Origin of the sequence: Caldalkalibacillus mannanilyticus JCM 10596, from assembly GCF_000615945.1 — a bacterium.
In the GTDB taxonomy this organism is placed as follows: Bacteria; Bacillota; Bacilli; order Caldalkalibacillales; family JCM-10596; genus Bacillus_AT; species Bacillus_AT mannanilyticus.
In genome coordinates this window covers 33,125-56,370 of record NZ_BAMO01000007.1, presented here as the reverse complement: position 1 = coordinate 56,370, position 23,246 = coordinate 33,125, and the positions used below count along the sequence as shown (strand labels likewise).

At 42.3% G+C, this 23,246-nt stretch carries 21 protein-coding genes and 2 pseudogenes; 20 read left to right on the top strand and 3 right to left on the bottom strand.

Annotated features, from left to right (window positions below; translation table 11 throughout):
* The first annotated feature begins 56 nt into the window (after positions 1–56).
* From rbsK to JCM10596_RS05825, 11 genes and pseudogenes are all read left to right on the top strand, one after another.
* Positions 57–2,024, top strand: a complete 1,968-nt coding sequence (gene rbsK, locus JCM10596_RS31235) for a ribokinase (RefSeq protein ID WP_025026318.1) — start codon at positions 57–59, stop codon at positions 2,022–2,024.
* 71 nt (positions 2,025–2,095) lie between these two features.
* Complete coding sequence (gene rbsD / locus JCM10596_RS05860; protein ID WP_025026317.1) at positions 2,096–2,500, top strand: D-ribose pyranase; 405 nt, start codon at positions 2,096–2,098, stop codon at positions 2,498–2,500.
* Between the two features lie 45 nt (positions 2,501–2,545).
* Positions 2,546–4,036, top strand: coding sequence for a sugar ABC transporter ATP-binding protein (locus tag JCM10596_RS05855; protein WP_034680634.1), 1,491 nt, complete (start codon positions 2,546–2,548; stop codon positions 4,034–4,036).
* 1 nt (position 4,037) lies between these two features.
* Positions 4,038–4,990 (top strand): annotated as a pseudogene (locus tag JCM10596_RS24145) (ABC transporter permease).
* Positions 4,991–5,077: 87 nt separating this feature from the next.
* Positions 5,078–6,013 (top strand): ribose ABC transporter substrate-binding protein RbsB, encoded by a 936-nt coding sequence (gene rbsB / locus JCM10596_RS05845; protein WP_025026315.1) that lies wholly within the window; start codon positions 5,078–5,080, stop codon positions 6,011–6,013.
* Between the two features lie 259 nt (positions 6,014–6,272).
* On the top strand, positions 6,273–7,100 hold the full coding sequence (locus JCM10596_RS28610) for a CotS family spore coat protein (protein ID WP_051541193.1): 828 nt from the start codon (positions 6,273–6,275) through the stop codon (positions 7,098–7,100).
* Positions 7,101–7,158: 58 nt separating this feature from the next.
* Positions 7,159–7,650 (top strand): hypothetical protein, encoded by a 492-nt coding sequence (locus JCM10596_RS31230; protein WP_369345605.1) that lies wholly within the window; start codon positions 7,159–7,161, stop codon positions 7,648–7,650.
* Positions 7,647–8,810, top strand: a complete 1,164-nt coding sequence (locus tag JCM10596_RS05835; protein ID WP_025026314.1) for a glycosyltransferase family 4 protein — start codon at positions 7,647–7,649, stop codon at positions 8,808–8,810. Before JCM10596_RS31230 ends, JCM10596_RS05835 begins: the two co-directional genes overlap by 4 nt.
* Positions 8,811–8,927: 117 nt before the next feature.
* A complete protein-coding gene (locus JCM10596_RS31225) occupies positions 8,928–9,194 on the top strand; it encodes an ATP-binding cassette domain-containing protein (protein ID WP_369345604.1) in 267 nt (88 codons plus the stop codon).
* 44 nt (positions 9,195–9,238) lie between these two features.
* On the top strand, positions 9,239–9,637 hold the full coding sequence (locus tag JCM10596_RS31220) for an AAA family ATPase (protein WP_369345603.1): 399 nt from the start codon (positions 9,239–9,241) through the stop codon (positions 9,635–9,637).
* On the top strand, positions 9,634–10,800 hold the full coding sequence (locus JCM10596_RS05825; RefSeq protein WP_025026313.1) for an ABC transporter permease: 1,167 nt from the start codon (positions 9,634–9,636) through the stop codon (positions 10,798–10,800). The genes JCM10596_RS31220 and JCM10596_RS05825 overlap by 4 nt, the downstream gene beginning before the upstream one ends.
* Here JCM10596_RS05825 and bcp read toward each other — a convergent pair.
* Positions 10,781–11,251 carry a thioredoxin-dependent thiol peroxidase gene (bcp, locus tag JCM10596_RS05820; RefSeq protein ID WP_025026312.1) on the bottom strand — a complete coding sequence of 157 codons (471 nt, stop codon included), beginning with the start codon at positions 11,249–11,251 and terminating at the stop codon, positions 10,781–10,783. The genes JCM10596_RS05825 and bcp overlap by 20 nt on opposite strands.
* Positions 11,252–11,450: 199 nt before the next feature.
* Here bcp and JCM10596_RS05815 point away from each other — a divergent pair, with 199 nt between their 5' ends.
* The gene (locus JCM10596_RS05815) at positions 11,451–12,761 is read left to right on the top strand and encodes a globin-coupled sensor protein (RefSeq protein WP_025026311.1); all 1,311 of its coding nucleotides are present in this window, start codon (positions 11,451–11,453) and stop codon (positions 12,759–12,761) included.
* Between the two features lie 117 nt (positions 12,762–12,878).
* Positions 12,879–13,871: a DoxX family membrane protein gene (locus tag JCM10596_RS05810; protein WP_025026310.1), complete on the top strand. Its 993-nt coding sequence runs from the start codon at positions 12,879–12,881 to the stop codon at positions 13,869–13,871.
* A gap of 17 nt (positions 13,872–13,888) precedes the next feature.
* Here the strand turns inward: JCM10596_RS05810 and JCM10596_RS05805 are convergent, their stop codons facing one another.
* Positions 13,889–14,170, bottom strand: a complete 282-nt coding sequence (locus JCM10596_RS05805) for an iron-sulfur cluster biosynthesis family protein (RefSeq protein WP_025026309.1) — start codon at positions 14,168–14,170, stop codon at positions 13,889–13,891.
* Between the two features lie 184 nt (positions 14,171–14,354).
* On the opposite strand from JCM10596_RS05805, the gene thiL reads away from it, so the two are divergent.
* From thiL to JCM10596_RS05775, 6 genes are all read left to right on the top strand, one after another.
* Positions 14,355–15,401, top strand: a complete 1,047-nt coding sequence (gene thiL, locus JCM10596_RS05800) for a thiamine-phosphate kinase (RefSeq protein WP_081791924.1) — start codon at positions 14,355–14,357, stop codon at positions 15,399–15,401.
* Between the two features lie 14 nt (positions 15,402–15,415).
* Entirely contained in the window at positions 15,416–15,877 is a 462-nt protein-coding gene (tsaE, locus tag JCM10596_RS05795) for a tRNA (adenosine(37)-N6)-threonylcarbamoyltransferase complex ATPase subunit type 1 TsaE (RefSeq protein ID WP_025026307.1), read from the top strand.
* A complete protein-coding gene (gene tsaB, locus JCM10596_RS05790; protein ID WP_025026306.1) occupies positions 15,874–16,590 on the top strand; it encodes a tRNA (adenosine(37)-N6)-threonylcarbamoyltransferase complex dimerization subunit type 1 TsaB in 717 nt (238 codons plus the stop codon). The genes tsaE and tsaB overlap by 4 nt, the downstream gene beginning before the upstream one ends.
* 14 nt (positions 16,591–16,604) lie before the next feature.
* On the top strand, positions 16,605–17,078 hold the full coding sequence (gene rimI / locus JCM10596_RS05785; RefSeq protein ID WP_199900114.1) for a ribosomal protein S18-alanine N-acetyltransferase: 474 nt from the start codon (positions 16,605–16,607) through the stop codon (positions 17,076–17,078).
* Positions 17,056–18,072 (top strand): tRNA (adenosine(37)-N6)-threonylcarbamoyltransferase complex transferase subunit TsaD, encoded by a 1,017-nt coding sequence (tsaD, locus tag JCM10596_RS05780; RefSeq protein WP_025026304.1) that lies wholly within the window; start codon positions 17,056–17,058, stop codon positions 18,070–18,072. The genes rimI and tsaD overlap by 23 nt, the downstream gene beginning before the upstream one ends.
* 411 nt (positions 18,073–18,483) lie before the next feature.
* Positions 18,484–20,550, top strand: a complete 2,067-nt coding sequence (locus tag JCM10596_RS05775; RefSeq protein ID WP_159102324.1) for a hypothetical protein — start codon at positions 18,484–18,486, stop codon at positions 20,548–20,550.
* 95 nt (positions 20,551–20,645) lie between these two features.
* On the opposite strand, the gene JCM10596_RS05770 is transcribed toward JCM10596_RS05775, so the two are convergent.
* The gene (locus JCM10596_RS05770; RefSeq protein WP_025026302.1) at positions 20,646–22,592 is read right to left on the bottom strand and encodes an ABC-F family ATP-binding cassette domain-containing protein; all 1,947 of its coding nucleotides are present in this window, start codon (positions 22,590–22,592) and stop codon (positions 20,646–20,648) included.
* 138 nt (positions 22,593–22,730) lie between these two features.
* Between JCM10596_RS05770 and moaC the strand changes: the two are divergent.
* Positions 22,731–23,245 (top strand): annotated as a pseudogene (moaC, locus tag JCM10596_RS24130) (cyclic pyranopterin monophosphate synthase MoaC).
* The last annotated feature ends 1 nt before the right edge of the window (position 23,246 follow it).

Here is a 23,246-nt window from a genome sequence, read left to right as displayed (position 1 = left end):
TTTCGAGTTTAGATCGTGCGTTAGGTCTAGATGATGAACAAGAGAGGAAACGTTAGATGCCTACGATTCGAGATGTTGCCAAATTAGCTCAAGTGTCGGTTGCTACAGTTTCAAGATTTGTAAACAAAAGTGGCTATGTGGGAAAAGAAACAGCTAAGAAAGTGCTGAAAGCCATGGAGGAGCTTGATTACCAACCGAACGAGATTGCAAGAAGCTTGAATAAAAAACAAAGTAAAACCATAGCTCTTATTGTTCCAGATATCACGAATCCGTTTTTTCCTGAGCTAGCAAGAGCGGTTGAAGATGTAGCTCAAATTTACGGATATACCGTCATATTATGCAACTCTGATGAACAGACGGAAAAGGAACGAGAATATATTAAGGTGTTACAAAATAAATATATCGATGGATTTATCTTGGCTTCAAATACGTCTCACTTTGATCATATTCTTGGTGAAGTGCCTCTTGTGGTCTTAGATCGAAGTATTGAGGAACAGGTCCCCACGGTGGTGTCCAATAACAGAGAAGGTGCAGAAAAAGCAACTCGCCATCTGCTGGACATTGGTTGTCGAAAAATTGCCCATATTCGGGGACCAGAAGGAACGATGACAGCCAAATCACGCCTAGAAGGTTATATGAATGTTGTACAGACAGAGCCATGGTTTACTCAGGATTTGATCATTGATGGTGAATTCGATATTGAACAAGCCCAGAAGAGTACCTTAAAGCTTTTGAAAAAATACCCAGAGATTGATGGGATTTTTGCTGGAAATGACATCATGGCAGTTGGTGCTTTAAAGGCCGTCTTTCAATCTGGAAAAAGAGTTCCTGAGGATATTGCGATTATTGGATTTGATGGAATTGGCTTATCCAAGGCGGTTTTTCCCGAACTAAGCACCATTGCTCAACCTATTTATGATATGGGAGCATTAGCCACTAGATTGTTGTTGAAAATCATTGAGAAACAGCCAGTTGATCAAATTTATCATGAGATGGAAGTTGAATTAGTGATCCGAGCATCGTCCAAACGGAAAAAGAAAGAAAAAAGGAGTGAGCAGAGTCCTCGCTCAGAAAAGGAGAATCACATGAAACCACATGTTGTAGTCATAGGAAGCATTAATATGGATTTAGTGACGGTAACAGAGAAGGTTCCGGTACGGGGAGAAACGGTGATGGGGAAGCGTTTCTCCCAGCATCATGGCGGTAAAGGAGCTAATCAAGCGGTGGCTGCGGGTCGCTTAGGAGCCAGAGTGTCGATGATAGGAGCTATTGGATCAGATTCTTACGGAAAGGAATTAAAGCAGGGCTTGGCTAATGAGGGTATTTTAGTGACAAATGTGGAAACGGTTACAGATGTTTCTTCAGGGATTGCCCAGATTACGATTTCTGAAGGAGATAACTCGATTATTGTGGTACCAGGAGCAAATAGTCGATGTACACCTGAGTGGATAGAGCAAAACAAGGATGTCATTGTTCAAGCGGATATCATTCTCCTGCAATTAGAGATTCCTCTAGAAGCTGTGCAGAAAGCATGTGACATCGCTTATGAGCATCAGGTTCCGATCATTTTAAATCCGGCTCCTGCAAGACCGCTTAGTCAAGACCTGTTACAAAAGGTTACCTATATCACACCTAATCGGAGTGAGCTAGCTACTCTAACTTCAAGCGAAATTGAAACGGAGCAGGATGTAGTGGAAGCGGTACAGCGCTTAGTAGCCAATGGTGTGGATCAGGTTATTGTCACCAGTGGAGAAGAGGGTGCTTTTTATGCCAAAAGAGGGGATGCGACGCTTTCCTTTAGCAGTAGCTATAGGGTAGATGTCGTCGATACAACAGGGGCAGGAGATGCCTTTAATGGAGCTTTAGCGGTTTCGCTAGCTGAAGGGAAAAGCTTAGAAGAATCCGTTTGTTTTGCCAGCGCTGTAGGTGCTCTTGCCGTAACCCAATACGGGGCACAATCGGGGATGCCAACTAGAGCAGAAGTGGAGCAATTCCTTTCCACCGGCTCCCATAATACAGAGTAGAAAGCCAAAAGAAGATCAAAAGAAAAACAAAAAAACAAAAAAACAAAAATAAAAAATAAGGGGAGAAGAGGATGAAAAAAACGGGCATTATTCACAGTGAAATTGCAGCCGTTATTTCCAGCTTAGGACATACAGATCAGATTGTGGTTGCGGATTGTGGACTCCCTATACCTGAAGGAGTTAAACGCATTGACCTAGCCCTGAAACAAGGGACACCGAGCTTTCTTGAAACAGTAGAAACCATCTTAACCGAAATGAAAGTAGAACAGGCTATATTTGCCCAAGAAATAGAAGAGCGAAATGTCACGATCAAGGATCAGGCAATCGAAAGACTTCGTTCAGATTGTGTCACTGACATTGTCTTTCTCTCTCATGAGGAGTTCAAAGAAAAAACAAGAGAAGCGAAGGTGATTATTCGGACAGGCGAAGCGACTCCCTATGCCAATGTGATTCTTGTAGCCGGCGTCACTTTTTAATATAGGTCTTTAGTTCAACAAGCATGCTTATGGAGGTGAATACAGATGTCTTATTTAGTGGAGATGCAATCGATTCATAAATCATTTCCAGGAGTAAAGGTTCTAGACAATGTTCAATTTCAGCTTGAACAGGGTGAGGTTCACGCCTTGATGGGGGAAAATGGGGCTGGAAAGTCCACTTTAATGAAGATTTTAGGTGGGGTTTATACGAAGGATTCAGGAAACGTCAAGGTGAAAGGGCAGGAGGTTCAGTTTACAAATACGACAGAATCCATGAACCATGGCATTGCCTTCATCCATCAAGAGCTAAGCCTGATCCCCTATCTTACGGTGACAGAAAACATGTTTTTAGGACGTGAATTAACCTATCGGGGAACAGGAATCATTCGCTGGAAAGAAATGAAGGAAAGAACGATCCAAGCGTTAAGCAGACTGGGGATGACCATAGACCCTAATCAAGTGACGGGAAATCTTTCTATTGGACAGCAACAAATGATAGAAATTGCGCGTGCGTTATCCATGAATGCGGATTGTCTGATCATGGATGAACCGACCGCCTCTCTAACAGGTAGAGAAATCGAAAATCTGTTTCGAGTGGTTCGTGAATTAAAGAAATCTGGAGTCGGAATGGTGTATATTTCTCATCGAATGGAAGAGATTTTTGAAATCTGCGATCGAATCACGGTGTTGAGAGATGGACAATACATTGGAACAGAAAGCACGAAAGAAACCACTATGGAAAAATTAGTTCAGATGATGGTAGGGAGAGAAATGGGGGAACGCTATCCTCCGCGTCAGCATGTTGTCGGTGGAGAATGTTTAAAGGTCGAAAAGCTGAACCGAGCGGGTGTGTTAAACGATATTTCTTTTACCGTTCATCAAGGAGAAATTTTGGGCATTGCTGGATTAATGGGAGCGGGTAGGACAGAGATGGTTCGAGCGATCTTTGGCATCGATCCTTATGAAACGGCGACGTTCACCATGAATGGAAATCCGATTAAGATTAAGAGACCCCGAGATGCCATTCAGCATGGGATTGCCTTAGTGACGGAGGACCGAAAAGATGAAGGATTAATTCTTGAATTAAGTGTACGGGAAAATATGACGATGGTGAATCTCGATTCTCACGCTCGTTTGGGTGTCATATCTAAGGAGAAAGAAATCACCTTTGTCCATGAGAACGTGAAGAAATTGAATGTCAAAACAGCCAGCATTGAAACGCTCGTCCGATTCTTAAGTGGCGGAAACCAGCAGAAAATCGTCATCGGGAAATGGTTAGGTATTGCTCCTAAGGTGTTGATTCTAGACGAGCCTACTCGTGGAGTGGACATTGGGGCAAAAAAAGAGATCTATCAAATTATGAACGAATTAACAGAACAAGGCGTGGCGATTATCATGATTTCTTCTGAGTTGCCGGAAGTATTAGGAATGAGCGATCGCATCCTCGTCATGAAAGAGGGGAAAATCACGGGAGAGTTTACGCATGCCGAGGCAGATCAAGAGAAAATTATGATGGCAGCGACAGGAGGTATATAAGATGTCCATTCAACCAGCCGATAAGCTAAAAACATATTTACAGACAATGGGACCTTTTATTGGATTGTTTCTTATTGTTTTGATCCTTTCTATATTAAGTCCAAACTTTTTAACCCTTAATAATACCTTAAATATTCTACGACAGGTTTCCATCAATGCCTTGATCGCTTTGGGAATGACCTTTGTTATCTTAACTGGTGGTATCGATCTTTCTGTGGGCTCCATCCTCGCCTTTTCCGGTGCGATTACAGCAGGTCTGTTAGCTTCGGGAATGGACCTATTCTAGCCATATTAATCGGGCTGCTCGTCGGAGGAATCATGGGAGCCATCAATGGGTTTCTGATTACCAAAGGAAAGGTAGCTCCCTTTATTGCGACCTTAGCGACGATGACCATTTATCGTGGACTCACACTAGTGTATACAGATGGAAAGCCGATTACCGGTTTAGAAAGTGATTTTTTCCGCATGATGGGAGCAGGTTATTTCGGCTTTATTCCACTTCCCGTCATTTGGATGCTGCTGGCTTTTGCCATTCTGTATTTTATCCTGAAAAAGACGACCTTTGGCCGCCATACCTATGCCATTGGTGGAAATGAAGAATCTTCGAGACTATCAGGGGTTAAAGTCGATCGAGTGAAAATCTATGTTTATTCCTTATCGGGGTTTCTAGCCGCTTTGGCAGGGATTATTCTCACTTCTCGCCTTGATTCAGCTCAACCAAATGCAGGATTAACCTATGAGCTTGATGCCATTGCAGCGGTTGTCCTAGGGGGAACAAGCTTATCTGGAGGGAAAGGCTGGATCGTGGGGACCATTATTGGAGCCTTGATCATTGGGGTATTAAACAATGGTTTAAATTTATTAAATGTATCCTCCTTTTACCAGCAGGTAGTCAAAGGGCTTGTCATTCTTTTAGCGGTACTCTTAGATCGTAAAAAATCGTGGGCTTCTTAAGAATTCACACTGGAATATGAGGTCTTCTCCTTGAAGATTTTTCATAGATTACTAGAATAAAAACGACAGTTGAAAGGGGACTTACGCATGAAAGTATGGAAAAAAAGAGGTTCTGTTGCATTAGTCTTGATTCTGATGGTTGCTCTGGCACTAGGCTGTACAACCGAATCACCTGTGAGTGAAGGAAGCAACACAAGTACACCGGCGAATGAGGGAGACATCACGATTGGTTTTTCTGTATCCACTTTAAATAATCCCTTTTTCGTTACATTGAAAGAAGGAGCTGAAGCCGCGGCTGCCGAACAGGGTATCAAGCTGATTGTCGTCGATGCGCAGAATGATCCTGCTAAGCAAGTTTCTGATATTGAAGATTTACTTCAGCAAAAGGTCAACATGCTTTTGATTAACCCTACAGATGGAGGTGCCATTGTTTCTGCTATAAAAAGTGCTAATGCGGCAAACATTCCTGTCATCACTGTAGACCGCGGAGCAGAAGGAGGAGAGGTCTTAGCCCATGTTGCTTCAGATAATGTTGCTGGGGGTCTGTTGGCTGGAGAATATATTCTAGAGTTGCTAGGAGATAAAGGGAACATCGTAGAGTTACAGGGAATCCCAGGGACATCAGCCGCACGTGATCGTGGAGAAGGATTTAATCAGGCTATGGAGGGACAAGATGTTACGATTATTGCGAGTCAACCTGCTGACTTTGATCGTTCAAAAGGCTTAACGGTCATGGAAAACATCCTTCAAGCAAACTCTGAAGTCGATGCTGTGTTTGCTCATAATGATGAAATGGCTCTAGGGGCTCTTCAAGCCATTGAGGCATCTGGTCGAGAGGTCATTGTGGTAGGATTTGATGCCACTGAGGATGCAGTTAAGGCAGTTCAAGATGGCAAGCTAGCGGCAACCGTCGCACAAAATCCTAGCCTTATTGGTAAAATTGCTGTTGAAACGGCAATGAAAGCGTTGAAGGGTGAGGCGGTAGATTCAACCATTCCTGTCGAGTTAGATTTAGTTAAATAAGAGAATGATAGACGGTTATTTTGAAGAAGAAGGAGGGTTCTCTGCCTAGGTAGAGAGCTCTTTTTTTCATGAGAAGAAAGGCTTACCTCCGCATCCTATATGCGTCCCTGTGGGTTAAGGCGAGCATACGCTTCTGCCTTAGCTACAATAGCCTGTTTTAGCTGGACAAGGCACTAACCCTTGTGATTTCAATAAACTAGAGTAAGAAGCAAATTACCATTGGAATAAATAGGTGATTATACATCAGGAGGATGATGCAATGGGTGACTATCAAGTACAGCCTTGGGACAATCTTGCTCTTACCAACCCTAAATTTAGATCTATCGATTTAAACATGTATGTCCCGCCTGAAATAGAAAAACTGGCTGATAAAGTCATTTCTTTTTACGACTTAAAAGTAAAAGAAAGACACTTAATTACCTCCAAACCAGATAAAGGCGGTGCTATTTGGAGAATCAAAACAAATAAAGGGGTGCGCAGTCTCAAGCTATTACATCGTGAGCCGAGAAGAAGCCGATTTAGCGTAGAGGCTCAGCAATATGTCGTGAAGAAAGGAGCACGCGTTCCCGCTCTTATTCCAACGAAAAAAGGGCAGCTATGCCAAGAACTAGGGGGGAAAACCTGGATTGTAACAGACTGGGTTAGTCCCCTAACACAAGCGACTAAGATTGATCTTAAAGGGGCTCAAGCCTTATGTTATGGTCTTGGTGAGTTCCATAAACATTCAAAAGGATACGTACCTTCTGGTGAAGCCAATGTCGCTTCCCGATTACACAAATGGCCCAAGCATTATGCCAAAATTATTAACAAAATTGATTGGTTCAGAGTTCTTGCCAAACTATACAAAGAAAATCCCGCAAGCCGTAAGCTCTTGTCTGTCATTGATACATTTGAGAAACAGGCACAGAATGCCTTAGCGCAGTTAGAGAAGTCAGCGTACTATAAGATGGTGAGTATGGGTGAACCTTATTGGGGACTGGTCCATCAGGATTATGGGTGGTCCAATGGACAAATGGGTCCAAAAGGAATCTGGGTGATTGACCTAGAATGGAGTCGCCTACGATTTACCTATTCGAGATTTGCGTAAGCTGATTACGAGTACGATGGATGACATGGGAGTCTGGGATATAAAATGGATGAGGGGCATGATCGAAGCCTATCATAAGGCAAATCCCTTGAGCCAAGAAATGTTTAAAATTCTGCTTATTGATATGGCGATGCCTAATGAATTCTATAAGCATTGCAAAGAGATGCTATATGATCCAGAAACCTTTTTAAATACGGAGTTCACCACGGTGATCAATAAGCTAATGTTATGTGAAAAAACCAAGTGGAAAGCATTAGATCAACTAAGTAAAGATATTGGGAAATACAAGAAGGGGAAATATGATCCCCCCGCTAATAACAATCACAAAAGCTCCGTCTACTTACCTCCACTCTCAGGAACAATTCAACCTCTTAAAACCTTTTCTGCCTCTTCTATTGCTCCACTCGAAAAAACATCGAAAAAGAGCAAGGTGAAGAAAAAATCCAAAAAAAATTCAAAGCACAAAACGAAAAAGACATCCCCAAAAAAGTCTAAAAACAAAGCTAAAACCTCGAGAGCATCGAATCGAAGAAAAGGAGGCTCAAGATGAAGATATTAATGATCTGTACAGAAAAACTGCCAGTTCCTCCAATTCGAGGCGGAGCCATTCAAACGTATATTAGTGGAATTGTTGATCAATTAGCGACTCAGCATGACCTGACTATTTTGGGTATTACCGATCCTCAATTACCGAAGAGTGAAACAGTAAAAAAAGTTCGCTATGTCAGGGTTGCAGGACTGGATCTAAATGTCTATCTAAAAGGGATTCTATCTTTTTTAAAAAACAATAGCTTTGATCTTATTCATATCTTTAATCGACCTAGACTTGTTAACCCAATTCGCCAAATAGCTCCCAAAGCTAGAATCATTTTAAGTATGCACAATGATATGTTCGGTCCTGATAAAATCTCCTCTCAAGAGGCTGCAGCCGCCATTGATCATGTAGAAAAAATTGTCACCGTAAGTGATTATGTCGGGAAAACCATCTGCCAGCACTATCCTCAAGCCAAACCAAAGGTTCAAACCATCTACTCTGGTGTAGATCTCAAGCTATTTGTCCCATATAGTCAATCCAAACAAGCCAAACTGATTCGTCAAAAGATCCGGAAGAAACATCGCTTGGAATCCAAAAAAGTGATTTTATTTATTGGGCGCTTATCTCCTAAAAAAGGGGCAGATGTGCTTGTCAGGGCGATGTGGGATGTAGCGAAAAAGCATCGTAATGCTGCACTTGTCATTGTGGGAGGATCGTGGTACAGCAAAGACAAGGTGAGCGATTACATTGCTTATATTCGGTCCCTTGCCAAACGTTCCCCTATCCCGATTATTACAACAGGGTATGTTCCAGCCGATCAGATCCACCATTGGTTTTGGGCGGGAGATCTCTTTGTCTGTACTTCACAGTGGGAGGAGCCTCTTGCCAGAGTCCATTATGAAGCGATGGCAGCTGGACTTCCCTTTATTACAACAGCAAGAGGGGGAAATCCTGAGGTGGTGATGAATAGCAATGGACTTATTGTCAAGAAACCAAATGATCCGAAGGAATTTGCGCAGAAAATAAATAAGCTACTCTCCGACAAGAGGGAGGCAGAAAGAATGGGACGAAGCGGTCGTAAGCTAGCCGAAGGGAGATTTAGTTGGAAAAGAGTAGCGAAAGATGTGTTAGGTGTATGGAAAAAAAGAACAAGTGATGAAAAAGCGAATGAATAGAATCAGCTTTAGCGACAGTCCGATCCCTTCTAAAGGGTAGGGCTGTTTCTATTTTTTTCTATAATTAGTGAAACCATCCTCTCTGTATCTCGTATGGAAAAGCGGGAGGCGAGAAGAATGAATATCGTTGAGGTACGTATTTCTAGAGCAGGATATAAAGAACGAAATGAAGCAATACAACAGATTCAATTTCATATTCAACCAGGGGAATTGGTCGGTTTAATCGGTCCAAATGGAGCAGGGAAAAGTACGACAATTAAGGCGATGATGGGCTTGTTGAAGGACTTTGAGGGCGAGATTACGATGAGTAGACCTGATTCAAAATATGCCTATATTCCTGAACAGCCGATCTTCTATGATGAATTAACCTTTGGGAGCATATAGAGCTTGTAGCCACTTTATTTGAAATGGAGAGAAATTTCTTTGAGGTGCGTGCCGAACAATTATTGGAGAGATTTAAGCTAAGGGAAGAAAAACACCATTTACCACCCAGCTTTTCCAAGGGAATGCAGCAAAAACTGATGATTATTCTGGCTTTTTTGATTCAGCCTGATTTATATATTGTCGATGAGCCTTTTGTCGGGCTAGATCCAACGGCAACCAAAGTTTTTTTGGAATTGCTCAGTCAAGAACGCCAAAGAGGCGCAGGGATATTGATGTCTACACATGTTTTGGATACAGCGGAAAAAATCTGTGAACGTTTTGTACTTCTGAATGGTGGAAGAATCATCGCTCAAGGAAATCTGGCGGAAATTCAAAAGCAATGTGGATTAGAGTCTTCCTCTCTTTTAGAATGCTTTAATCACTTGGTGGAGATTTTAAAATGAAAAAAATGATTACTATTTTTGCGAAACGTGTACAACTTGAGTGGAGATATAAACTTCGGCTTTGGACAGGAGTGATAGATTGGGTTGTCTGGCTCTATTTGTTGATTCCGTTAATAGGGATAGGAATCTATCATTACACCACTTTATGGAACCAGACGGCAGCTTGGGCAGAGCATATTCCCTATTTGTATCTCGTGATAGGAGTATTCTTCTATTCGATTTCAGGACGCTTGCACTTGTTTGTGGAAAAGGCAGATCAATTATTTCTGATTCAAAATGAGTCATGGGTTAGACAGCTGATGAGGTGGAGTATTCTCTACTCTTTTATAGTAAATGTCTTTCAAACCGTAGTTACCACGGGAGCTATAGCACCTATATTGATCAACTATATTGATTTTTCGCTAGTTTCTTTATCCTTGTTATTCCTAGTGCTTACACTATTCAGATTTTTGATGATGGGAATAGAAGATATGATTTCGATCTTTGTTCAGGGATGGAAACGACTCTTGATTCTTGGTGTGGCGTATGGAGGAATTTTTGGACTTTTTCTGCTTCCCACTTATTTTTATACAGAGCAAGTAGTGGTACAGCTTCTCTTTCTCTTCATTCTATCTCTGATGATTTCTATAGGCTGGAAAAGAAGAGAGAAAATCGCTTGGAGCTTTGAAGAGGATTGCATTAGGGCTTCAGAACGAAAGAATAGTGGAGTACAGGTTCTGATGACTTCGGCAATGTACATAGGGGCGCCAGATATGACGATAAAGAAACAGAAGAGAAAGAAAAAAAGACCTTGGATTTTTCGCCAGTCTACCCTGTTGTTTAAACAACGTTCTACACAGAATGGATTAGTAGAACTCTATCTTAAATCGTTTATTCGAAATTGGAAGCTCCTCCTTTCTTTTATCCAGCTTCAGCTCGTTTTTTTCTATGCGGTGTTTGTGCTCCCGTACTGGGTTAAATGGGGAGTTGCTGCTGTCTTTATCTTCGTTCTCTATTCCTTTTTAGCTGCAACGTGGATGGAAATGCAGAAATCCCCTTTTCTACAGATGTTCCGCTTGGACGAGCTAGAAGCCATGAAAGCAAGCCGAAAAGGGGTTCTCTATCTAATGGTACCGAGCCTGACACTGCTTGGTATCCTTATGCTTATGCTTTCGATTCTTTGATAAATTCAAGGGCTTCTGCTACATGATCCTTTACCCGCACCTTGCGCCATTCCTTGATGAGTGTGCCATCTTCGTCGATGACGAAGGTCGAGCGGACGATGCCCATCTTTTCTACACCAAAGTTCTTTTTCAATTGCCATACACCATATGCTTCAGCCACTTTATGCTCCTCATCGGCAAGCAGTAAAAAAGGGAGAGTGTATTTATCAATAAACTTTTGATGTCTTTGCACGGGATCAGGACTCACTCCTAAGATGACGACATTTAGATCCGCAAAGGCTTGGTACTGATCTCGAAAATCGCATGCTTGAGTCGTGCAGCCAGGAGTCATATCTTTTGGGTAGAAATAAAGAATCACTTTTTTTCCTCTATAGTCCGACAAGCTAACCTCTGATCCATCATTTGCAGGTAAGCGAAAATCTGGTGCAGGTTGTCCTATTTTAACATTCATGATCATCCCTCCATACGTATTCCATATTTTATTCTACATAAGATCAGTGTAGCGAAAAAAGAACGGGGAAGGCAACTCTAACGCCTATAGGGAAAAGCTCCATAATGGAAAAGATCCATACTAAACAAAACCTGACATGAAGCCGACATAGTATATAGGAGAGAGACTGGTATTTTACTTGTAGGAGGGACCTAGATCTATGTCTATTACATCTTTATTTAAATCAAAAAAATCGAAACAAGTATCCAATAGAACACAGGTGACCCATGATCCAAGCGTGAAGCTAGACATTCAAGAAGGAAGTGATTTTGCCAAGCAAATCAAAATGATTGGCTTAACAAAAGAGGATTTACACCAAGCGAAAAGCATCCAGCACTATGTGCAAGAAGAGATTGAGCGCATTGTTGATAGATTCTATAAAAATCTAGAGAATGAACCAAACCTGATTCGCATGATCCAGGATAATAGCTCCATAGTTAGGCTGAAAAAAACATTGAATCAGCATATCTCAGAAATGTTTTCGGGAATGATAGATGCAGCTTATTTTGAAAAAAGAAAAAGAATCGCTCAAATGCATGTCCAGATTGGGCTCCAAACCAAATGGTATATGTGTGCTTTTCAGGACCTTTTCTTATCTCTCTTAGAGGTGGTTGAAACCAAAGTAGCAGAAGAACAGAGATTGCCAATTATTCGTTCGGTTACTCGCTTGCTTAATTTAGAGCAACAGCTTGTCTTAGAGGCATATGATGCGGAAACGGAAAAACTAAGGGAAGCTTCCGATGAGCAGAAGCAGTCGATCCGAGCTCATATAACGGGAGCATCTCAAAACCTAGCGGCGATCGCTGAAGAAACGAATGCGTCCTTCCATCATTTATCCTCGCAATCAGAGGATATAGTGGAGCTATCAAAAGTGGGAATTGAACTATCTGGGCTAGCAGAAGAGCAATCAAATAAAGGAAAAGAGCAGCTCCAGGTTCAGAAAAAGAACATGACAAACATTCAACAGACGGTTACGGATATATCAAAGGATGTTCAGGTATTATTAGAAATCTCGAAACGAATGCAGGAGATTGTTGAGATTGTAACAGGAATTGCTGATCAGACGAACTTGTTATCCTTGAATGCAGCGATTGAAGCAGCACGCGCAGGAGAGCACGGAAGAGGATTTGCCATTGTTGCCGATGAAGTGCGAAAGCTTTCTGAGGAAACCAAAAACTCAGTTACGAATGTATCTCAGCTCATTGTGAATACGCATTCTCAAGTAGATAATCTTACTCAGTCATTAGAAAAAATTCGAAATGCGGTTGGAGAAGGAAACGAAAGTCAGGAAACAACGCTGCAATATTTTGAGCAGATCATAGATACCATTCGTCTATCTAAAGAGAAAAATGGACAAATTGATCATGAGCTTGTTTCCTTTGTCAGCGTGTTGAACGAACTTGGAAATGCTTTTGAAGAAGTGGCGATGTCTGCCGATAGCCTGACCTCAATTACACAGGAGCTTAACTAAATAATGGATGCATGAGAAGCGAGTCTTTTGTCAGACTCGTTTTTTCTTTTTGACCTAGACCTCAGGATGAAATAACTTCTTGATCATTGAAGAATACTAGGTCGTAGAGGTGATCAGATGAAAAATAAAAAAGTAGGATGGATGTTATTGTTATGTTTACTCATCCCCCTAGTAAGCAGCGCTCATGTGAAATGGTTTACGGATATTGATCCCGTTAAAGAATCAATAGAGAATATTCTTTCTCCCTTCTTTCTGGGGACAAGTGTCGTTGTTGCCCTTATCTTAGGGATTTTGCCCCAAATCATCCCTCAGATTACGAATTGGGAAATAAGCAGACAAATGGATAAAAGACTGGAGGAGTATCGTCATTTTGTTTATCCTCTACTCAAGATTGGATTAGCTCTTGCTTTAGCGATCCAGTTGTTTTCTGGTTCCATCTTTGCTCCTGAATTAGAGGTTTCCACCTTCGGCATGTATATGGGAGTAGGAATGATTCTCCTCCTCCTTGTTCCACTGACCTATACTTCGAAAATGGCGGCAGTTGCTCTCTTGTATTTGTTTCTCTTAACTGTACGTGAGCACGGAGTTTTTTACATGCTGGACTATGGCTTTTATGTGGCGATTGTGTTTGCCATATTAGTGGAGAAGACTCGAATTCAGTCTTGGGGAATGCCCTTTCTGTACCTTGGTACGGGGCTTTCTTTATGCTGGGTAGCCATAGAAAAGTGGGTATATCCCATCATGAGCTTGGACATTATTGAACACCATCACGTACCCACATTTGGTTTTTCCCCTGAAATCTTTATCTCAATCAGTGCCTTTATTGAATTTGTTGTGGGCTATTTACTCGTCGTAGGGGTTCTTAATCGGCTTCTTGCCCTTGTATTGACCTTGATTTTTATTACGACAACAACCTTGTTTGGAATGACAGAAGTGATAGGTCATTTCATGTTTCATATCATCCTTCTTATTTTCATCATTGAAGGAGTGAGCTTCTATCATCCGCCTATCCAAATACATAAGAGCAAAATTGATCAGATTATCTTTGTTTCTCTTAACTTTATTTTTGTGCTCTCGACCATGATCTTGATTTACTATCGCTTTGCTTAGAAAAGGCGATAGTGCTTCTAAAAAGTGGGCTGGGCAATAGATAAACCATACGCATAAATCTCAGAGGGGGAAGAAAGCCTAAAGCCCTGTGCAGGAATATAATCTAGGGTGAGTGAGTCTTCTAGAAATTGGGTGGTAAATTCATCGATCCATACCTGAAGATTTTCTGTATGGAAGGTGAGATCTCCCTCTCGTTTTTGATCTAGACTTAGATGATAATCTAACGTACATCCACAACCTCCTGCCAATTTTCCTGTGATGCGTAATCCATAGCCCTGTGGAGGAGTATGGTTGATCATGGCATCCTGGCTCGTGTGGTTATATGTATCTTCATCTTTTCATTTCCTCCAATGTTCTCCTGATTTTTCTTCCACTCTACTCTATTTTTGTACGTGTGGCAAGGAAAGAACCCTGATCAGAAGTTGAAGGATCATTAGGACAAAGCTATAATGAAGTAGACTTCCATTGGTTGGGAGGAAAATCATGGAGCAGAAGAATAAAATGGAGCATCAGAACAAAATTGAAGATGAATTTGAATTAATAAAGGAAATGACGAAAGATTTTCATACATATCAGCCCATTCTTGTCCCTAATGGGGACGATGCGGCGATCTTCCCTGTTTCTCAGCAGAAAGGACAGGTTGTCTGCATCGATACGATGGTAGAAGAGATTCATTTTACCACCCGAACGATGTCTTCTTTTCAAATTGGGTATAAAGCGCTGGCAATCAATCTAAGTGATATTGCTGCTATGGGAGGAACTCCTAAGTATTTTCTTGTTTCGATGGCGATCCCACCTTCCTGGAACGCTTCAGAGATTGCTGAAATCTATAGAGGATTGAAATTCTTAGCTGATGAGTGTCAGCTAGATTTGATTGGAGGAGATACGGTTTCCGCCAAATCGGCTCTTGTGATTACGGTGACGGCAATTGGAGAGGTTGAAGAGCATGTTCAATTAACACGCTCCAAGGCGAAGCCAGACGATCTTCTTTTTCTGACGGGGAGGCTGGGGGATTCTGCCGCAGGTTTACATTATCTGCTGCAATCTGATGAGAAACGCGCCTCCTTTCCTTCGATGGAGCCGTTTATGAATCTTCTGTTTGCTCATCAGCAGCCGAAGCCTCATCTCCAAGAAGGAAGGCTATTAGCAAGACTTTCAGCAAAAGGAGCGATAGCCCTGAACGATGTAAGTGATGGGTTATCCAGTGAAGCGCATGAAATTGCGGAAAGAAGTCAGGTTTCACTTGTTATAGAACAAGAAAAGCTTCCACTAAGTCCGGAGTTAAAGGAATTTGCTAAGTGTGTAGGGAAGAACCCTTATGAGTGGGTCTTTCATGGTGGAGAAGATTTTGTCCTGATCGGTACACTCCCTAAGGAACTCGCAGCACAGGCAGCCGAAGAATTTTCTAGGCAGAACTTAGCCTTTTACCCTATTGGCTATGCTATGGAAGGAAAGGGAGAAGTATACCTGCAAGAAAAGGGCCATCGAGCGAAACTGGCGAAGCAAGGATTTAATCATTTTGTTAAATAGAAAGAGGGTTTAGTATGCAAGAGAGGCTTCAGCAACGGATCACCTCCTCAGAGGAAACCAAGCAGCTTGCTGAGAAGATAGGAAAACACTTGGTGGGTGGTGAAGTCATCACTTTGACCGGGGATCTGGGGGCTGGTAAAACAACATTTACGCAAGGTTTAGCCAAAGGATTAGGAGTGAAGAGGCACGTTAACAGCCCTACTTTTACCATTATCAAAGAATATCAAGGCAGCTCACTAACCTTGTATCATATGGATGCCTACAGACTTGAGGATCAAGCAGAAGATTTAGGCTTCGATGAATACTTTTATGGCGGTGGAGTGTGTGTCGTCGAGTGGCCTCAAATGATCCAAGACTATATTCCTCAGGAACGGCTGGAGATTGAGATTCATAAAATGGGTGAACAGACGAGAGAAATCTCTTTCACTCCACGTGGAGAGCGATATGAACAATTAATAAAAGAGGTGCTGGCATGAAGCTATTAGTAATGGACACATCCAACTGGCCATTAGGAGTTGCCGTTATAGACCAGGGAGTGGTACTTGGAGAAATCAATAGCTACATATCCAAAAATCACTCTCTCCGATTGATGCCAGCGATTGAACAGCTTTTACAAGAACTACAGATTAAGCCGGGGGAACTTCAAGGGATCGGTGTGGCTCAGGGACCTGGATCATATACCGGTGTGCGAATTGGAGTGACGACCGCCAAAACGCTGGCATGGACACTTCAAATTCCCCTTGCTGGTGTATCCAGCTTACAGGTGATTGCCCAAAATCGTCCTGATGAATCTGGCTTGATTATTCCACTTGTTGATGCTCGCCGTGGTCAGGTGTATCGCGGGATCTATCGCTGGGATGAAGAAAGAGAATTAGCCCTCCCACAGCAAGCAGACCGTCTTCAATTAATAACGGACTTGATTGAAGAATATAGAGGGAGTGAAGAGCCTCTTCTCTTCATTGGAGAAGGTGTGTCTCACCATCGTGAAGTGCTGGAACAGGGTTTAGGGGATCATATTAGGTTCGCTCGGGAAATAGAACACCGTCCACGAGCCGCTCAATTAGCTCAGCTGGTTTGGAAAGAGTGGCATACACGACAGGAAACGGACATACATTCATTTGTACCAGAATATCTTCAGTTAGCTGAAGCGGAAGCCAATTGGCTTGCTCGTCAAGGAGGAAGTTGTTAGAGAGGAAGGATATCATGGTGGAGGAAGACATTCATTTTCGCCTTATGAAAGTGGAAGATATCCCGGGAATCCTAGAGGTTGAACATCAGTCATTTACCACTCCCTGGACCGCAGATGCATTTTATAATGAGCTGATTAACAACCACTTTGCCTACTATATCATTGCGGAGATGGAACATAAGGTGGTAGGGTATTGTGGGGTCTGGGTAATTGTAGATGAAGCTCATATTACCAATGTTGCTGTACACCCAGAGTATCGAGGGAGAAAGATTGGAGAATACCTGATGAGGCACATCATCAGTTTATCCATGATGTATGGTGCGGCGAAAATGACGCTAGAAGTTCGAGTATCTAATAGAAGCGCACAGAATTTATACAAAAAATTAGGATTTACGGAGCATGGAATTAGAAAAGGCTATTATACAGATAATCATGAAGATGCCATTATAATGTGGGTGAATTTAGATGAAACAAAAGGAATCAATTAAAATCTTAGGAATTGAAACAAGCTGTGATGAAACCTCTGTAGCGATTGTGGAGAATGGGGTCCGTATCCTATCGAACATTGTTTCTTCACAGATGGAGATTCACAAGCGCTTTGGCGGAGTGGTCCCAGAAGTGGCTTCGCGAAGGCATGTTGAGCATATTACCTTAGTGATCGAAGAAGCTCTAGAAGAAGCGAAGGTAACGATGGCAGACATTGATGCCATTGCTGTCACCAAAGGACCCGGATTAGTAGGGGCCCTGCTGATTGGAGTAGCAGCAGCGAAAGCGATTGCCTTCGCTCACGGGATTCCGCTGATAGGAGTCCATCACATTGCGGGTCATATCTACGCTAATCGCTTTGTCCAAGAGTTTGCCTTTCCCCTTCTGACTCTAGTGGTTTCAGGAGGACATACAGAGCTTGTCTTAATGAAAGAGCATGGAGAATACGAGATTCTAGGTGAAACCCGAGATGATGCCGCAGGAGAAGCGTACGACAAGGTCGCACGTGCTTTACAGCTTCCCTATCCTGGTGGACCGCATATCGATCGGTTGGCTCAACAGGGAGAGGCATCCATTCCATTCCCGAGAGCTTGGCTTGAAGCAGATACCTATGATTTTAGCTTTAGTGGCTTGAAATCTGCGGTGCTCAACTATGTTCACAACCATGAACAAAAAGGAACGAGTGTTGTGATTGAAGATGTTGCTGCCAGCTTTCAGCAAAGCGTCATCGATGTATTAGTAGGAAAAACATTGAGAGCTGCCCATGAGTATGGAGTCAAACAAGTTCTATTAGCCGGCGGAGTAGCTGCCAATCAAGCTCTTCGTCAGCAGTTGACCTTGGCTTGTGCGGAGAAATCCATTCCTTTGGTGATTCCTCCCTTCTCGTTGTGCACAGATAACGCTGCCATGATTGCTGGAGCAGGGTATATTTCGTTTCAAAAAGGAAGAAAGGACTCTATGTCACTTAACGCTTATCCTGGTTTAGAATTAAGCTAAGCAATGAATCACTAGAGTTATCTACAAAGTTATTCACAAATTGTTCACAACCTGTGGAAAAGTATATCCACAGGTTTTTATTTTTGTGGATAAGTATATATCGTTGAATGAAATAGAATCAATCTAGTTAGAATAAGCTGTGAATAACCTGTTAGCTTACGGATATAAGGGAGAGATCAGCATGTGTGCATTCAATGCTAGAAGGAATCTATTTCGGTTGTTATGGATGGCCATCGGTATGATTTTTCTCTTTTTTTCATGTTCGGCAACGGCTTTGGCTAGCAAGAAGAGGGGGATGAAAGGCATATCGTCCTGCTTTTGGTCCCGGGATATAGCTTTGATGATACAGAATTATGGATTCACCAGATTCCTGCTTCCGTTCAGAAGGATCTTCAACTAGCAGGCATGAGCATGAGAACAGGGGGACAGATGTCAGTAATCAACAATGTCATCACGTTATCAACAGGTCACTTTGGAGTGGGGACGAAAGAATGGAATGGTTATCAACAAGAGGAAACGATGGATCAGGGCAAGGCGGGGGAGATTTATCAACAAAGATCAGGTAAAAAACCTGCTAAGGAGATTGTCCACCCAGAGATCTATCGTTTACAGGAAGAATGGACAAGGACAAAAGGAAACATCCAGACAGGGCCGGGCTGGTTAGGAGAAACCTTAGATCAACAGGGGATTTATACAGCCGCCTTTGGTAATAGTGATGTGTTTGAACAGAGGCAGAGACTGGCTGCTACGTTCGTAATGAATTTTGCTGGGGAAGCCAATGGACTTATTGACAAAGAGAGTTTACGTAAAGACCTGCAATTTCCTACAGGGTGGGTCACCGATTGGGAAAAAATAATAGTAGCATTACAGGAGATTTGGTCTACTTATCCCCGTTCTTTTACTGTCATCGAGCTAGGAGATCTAGAACGCATCGAAGCTGAAAAGGAGTTTCTCTCTCCTTTACAACTGGAAAGGACGAAGAAGAGATGGCTGGAGGAGGTAAGTGCTTTTTTTTCAAGCATTGCCGAGCAAGGACAACAGCAATACCAGGAGGAAGGGCTGGCAATCTGGTTGCTTTCTCCCATGGTATCCAAAGAATCTCTGCGTCAGGGTAAGCACTTGGCTCCCTTGGTGACATGGCAAAAGGGGCAAAAGCATGAGGTCTTATTATCCGCAACAACAAAACAAAAGGGCATTGTAGCTAATGTTGACCTTATCGCGAGTATCCTAGAGTTCTATTCAATAGAGCAGCCATCCGAGCTAGTCGGCAAAGGGATCGTTCCTAGTAAGGAGGCTGAGAATCAGATATCCACAGCATCAACAGAATGGCTACATTACACTGATGGACAATTGAATTTGAAGCCTTGGCAAAGCCATTTGGACTACTTGTTTACGATTTATCAGGAACGACGATGGATTATCACGATTTATGTTTCTTTAGTTATCCTTTTACTCGTAGCAACAACGGTTTATTGGTGGTTCTTTCGAGACCAAAAAGCGGTTCAGCATATTCAGATTTTGGTGGGGACGATTCTGCTCTCCCCCCTATTCTTCCTGTGGATAACTCCGTTGATCCTTTATCTGCATGCATGGCTGTGGATTGTTGTTCTCTTGCTTAGTTCCATGCTTTTAAGCATTTGTTTAAAAAAACTGATGGATAATTCGCTTTTCCTCGCCCTGATTGGTCTAGTAAACAGTATCGTCATTGTCTATGATTTGTTGCAGGGAAGCTTGTGGATGAAAAGATCCTTTTTAGGCTATGATCCTATGATTGGTGCAAGATATTATGGCTTGGGTAATGAGTATGCGGGGATCTTGCTTGGAAGCTCCTTGTTAGGGGTAACTGGGGTCTATGTCTGGTTAATGCAAAAGAAAAAGACGGAAATAGGGGAGCCTCAAAAAGTAGGGCGTTCTTTTATCGTTGCAGTGAGTCTGATGTTTTTGATCCTTTTATATTTTATGGCCGCTCCACAATACGGTACAAATGCTGGTGCGACACTCGCTTCATTGCTGACTTTTTTATGTTCTATCTTTCTTTTTTTAAGAGTAAAGTGTAGTTGGAAGCATCTGCTTTCTTTTTCAATCCTTTTGTTTGCTATTATTGGCTTCATTGGCTACCTCCATCTCCAGAGTGAGCACACCCATATTGGGAGTGTAGTTAGATTGCTTGTTAGTGGAGAATGGGAGCCCATTAGACAGATCGTTTATCGTAAGCTAGAAATGAATCTCAAGCTGATTCGTGTTTCTTTGTGGGGGAAGCTTTTTGTCACCAGCTTTATTGTCTTACTTCTCTTTTTGTTCTGGTATCGGAAACATCGGCAGGATATCGTGCGCAATGATCCTTGGCTTCACGGCTTTCAATCCATTGTCGTGGGTGCCGTACTGATCCTGCTGGTCAATGATTCAGGGATTGTTGCCGCAGCGACAACCATGATGTATGTTACCTTTCCGTATATCTTTTTGCGCTTTAAAGATTAGTTGTAAGTGCTAGGCGCTCAAAAAACCCCTTCCTACGTAAGGTAGCAAGGGGCGATTTGTGCTGTGAGTGTGTACCAGCCGCTTTATTAGTGGCTTTATTCTTCTTCTAGGAAGGTCCACTCTTCAATGAATTGATCTAGTTCAGCTTTTAATGAGTCTAGATTTCCTTGGATTTCGGCTGACTTTTCATAATCCTGATAAATCTCAGGAAGACAGAGGGCTTCTTCCAATTCCTTAATTTGTTGTTCGTGCTTTTCAATGCTCTCTTCCAGCTGGGCTTTCTTTCTTTCACGTTGTCTTTGCTGCTTTTGTTTTTCTTTTTCGCGCTCGTAGCTTTCTTTATCCTTCTGCTCTTTGATCGGCTCAGGAGATAAGGCATTTTTTTGTGATGCTTCTTTCAGCTTCAAGCTTTTAATTTCTTCAAGCTCCTTCTTTTTGTGCACATAGTAATCATAATCTCCCAGGTACATTTCTGAACCGCTAGCGGAGATTTCGACCACTTTGGTCGCCATACGATTGAGAAAATAGCGATCATGTGAAACAAATAAGAGAGTTCCAGGGTAGTCCAGCAGGGCTTCCTCTAGAACCTCTTTGCTATAGATGTCCAAATGGTTGGTAGGCTCGTCCAGGATTAAGACATTGGCTTTCTGTAAAAGAAGCTTAGCCAAAGAAAGTCGCGCTTTTTCGCCACCGCTCAGATCTGAAACCAGCTTTAAGACATCATCCCCGCTAAATAGAAACTGACCTAACAGACCCCGAACTTCTTTTTCCAGCATATGAGGATAATCATCCCATATTTCCTGAAGAACAGTTTTATTCGAACGGAGCTTGTTTTGCTCTTGGTCATAGTAAGCGATGGTGACATTAGCTCCTTTTTGAATCGTGCCTTCCTTTGCTTCAATTTCTCCCATAATGGTTTTAAGGAGGGTTGTTTTTCCTACACCATTGGGCCCGACAATGGCAATGCTATCCCCTCTATAGACCTCGAATTGAATATGTTGGGCAAGCGGGGCTTGCTCGGGATATCCTACCCCGACATCCATCAGCTTCAGGACATCATTTCCACTTTGTTTTTCAATACCAAAAGCGAAGGAAGCAGATTTCAAATCTCCTTGTGGTCGATCTACCTTCTCCATTCGTTCTAATTGTTTTTGCCTGCTTTGAGCTCGTTTCGTGGTTGAAGCTCTCGCCATATTCCGTTGCACAAAGTCTTCGAGTTTTTCTATTTCTTTTTGTTGCTTTTTAAATAGCTTCAGTTCTTGCTCAAATCTCTCTGCTTTTTGCTCTAAGAAACGAGAGTAGTTCCCTCCATATTTCGTCGCTTTGGTTCTTTCGATCTCATAGATCACATTGACGAGAGCATCTAAAAAATATCGATCGTGGGAAACAATAAGCAATCCGCCTGGGTAAGATTGAAGGAACTGTTCTAACCACGCCAAGGTTTCTAAATCGAGATAGTTGGTAGGCTCATCAAGAATCAGAATAGCAGGCTGTTGTAGCAAAAGTTTGGCAAGGGCAAGTCGTGTCTTTTGACCACCGCTCAGAGAAGAGATGGGATCATTGTAATCCTTTTGAGCGAAACGAAGTCCATGTAGCACATTACGAATAAGAGCTTCGTATTGGTAGCCTCCTTGTTCCTTGAACTCCACCGAGCGACGAGAGTATTCCTCCAATAATTTTTCATAGAGGCTAGACTGATCCATTATTGTTGGATCTGCCATTTTTTGTTCCATCTCACGCAGGGCTTTTTCTTGTTCTATAAGAGAAGCAAACACTTTTTTCATTTCATCCCAGATGCTAAGAGAAGATTCTAGACCACTATTCTGAGCGAGGTATCCTATTTCAACTTCCTTGGATTTCATAATCTCACCAGAATTATAGGACAATTCGCCTGTAATAATTTTTAATAAGGTTGACTTCCCAGCTCCATTCACACCCACTAGACCGATTCGTTCTCCTGAACGTATTTCTAATTGGATGTTGGTAAGAATAGGGAGGACTCCATATGATTTTGATATATTATGTGCTTGTAATAAGATCATTTTATTCCTCACCTCTTATTTCATAATTACAGTTTAACAAAGTTCACAAATTTATCAATTGTCCTGAACACAGTAGAAGACAACCTTTGTGAAATCGTGTAGAATAAAAGAGAATGACGAAAAAGGGAGGGGCACTCCATGTCAACCTTTACACATTTTAACGACCAAGGCAGAGCCCGTATGGTTGATATATCTGCAAAAAACGAAACCTCTAGAGCAGCCACCGCTGTCAGTCAGGTACAAATGACTTTAGAGGTATTGAATAAGCTGGAGGAAGGTAAGATTGGGAAAGGGGATGTGCTTGCAGTTGCTCAGGTTGCTGGGGTTATGGCAGCCAAGCAGACCTCGAACATTATTCCTATGTGTCATCCTCTGGCATTAACGGGAGTGAATATTCATTTTTCAACGGAACGCTGTGAAACAAAAGGCACGATCAAGATTGAAGTAGAGGTAAAGACAAACGGAAAAACCGGGGTAGAGATGGAAGCCCTTACGGCTGCCTCTGTTTGTGCTTTAACGATTTATGATATGTGTAAAGCAGTAGATAAAGGAATGGTCATAGGACCCACTTACTTGGTTCAAAAGACGGGCGGAAAAGTGGAGATTATCGACGTGAAATAGCTGAAGGAGGAGCCAAAAAATGTGGAGAGTAGC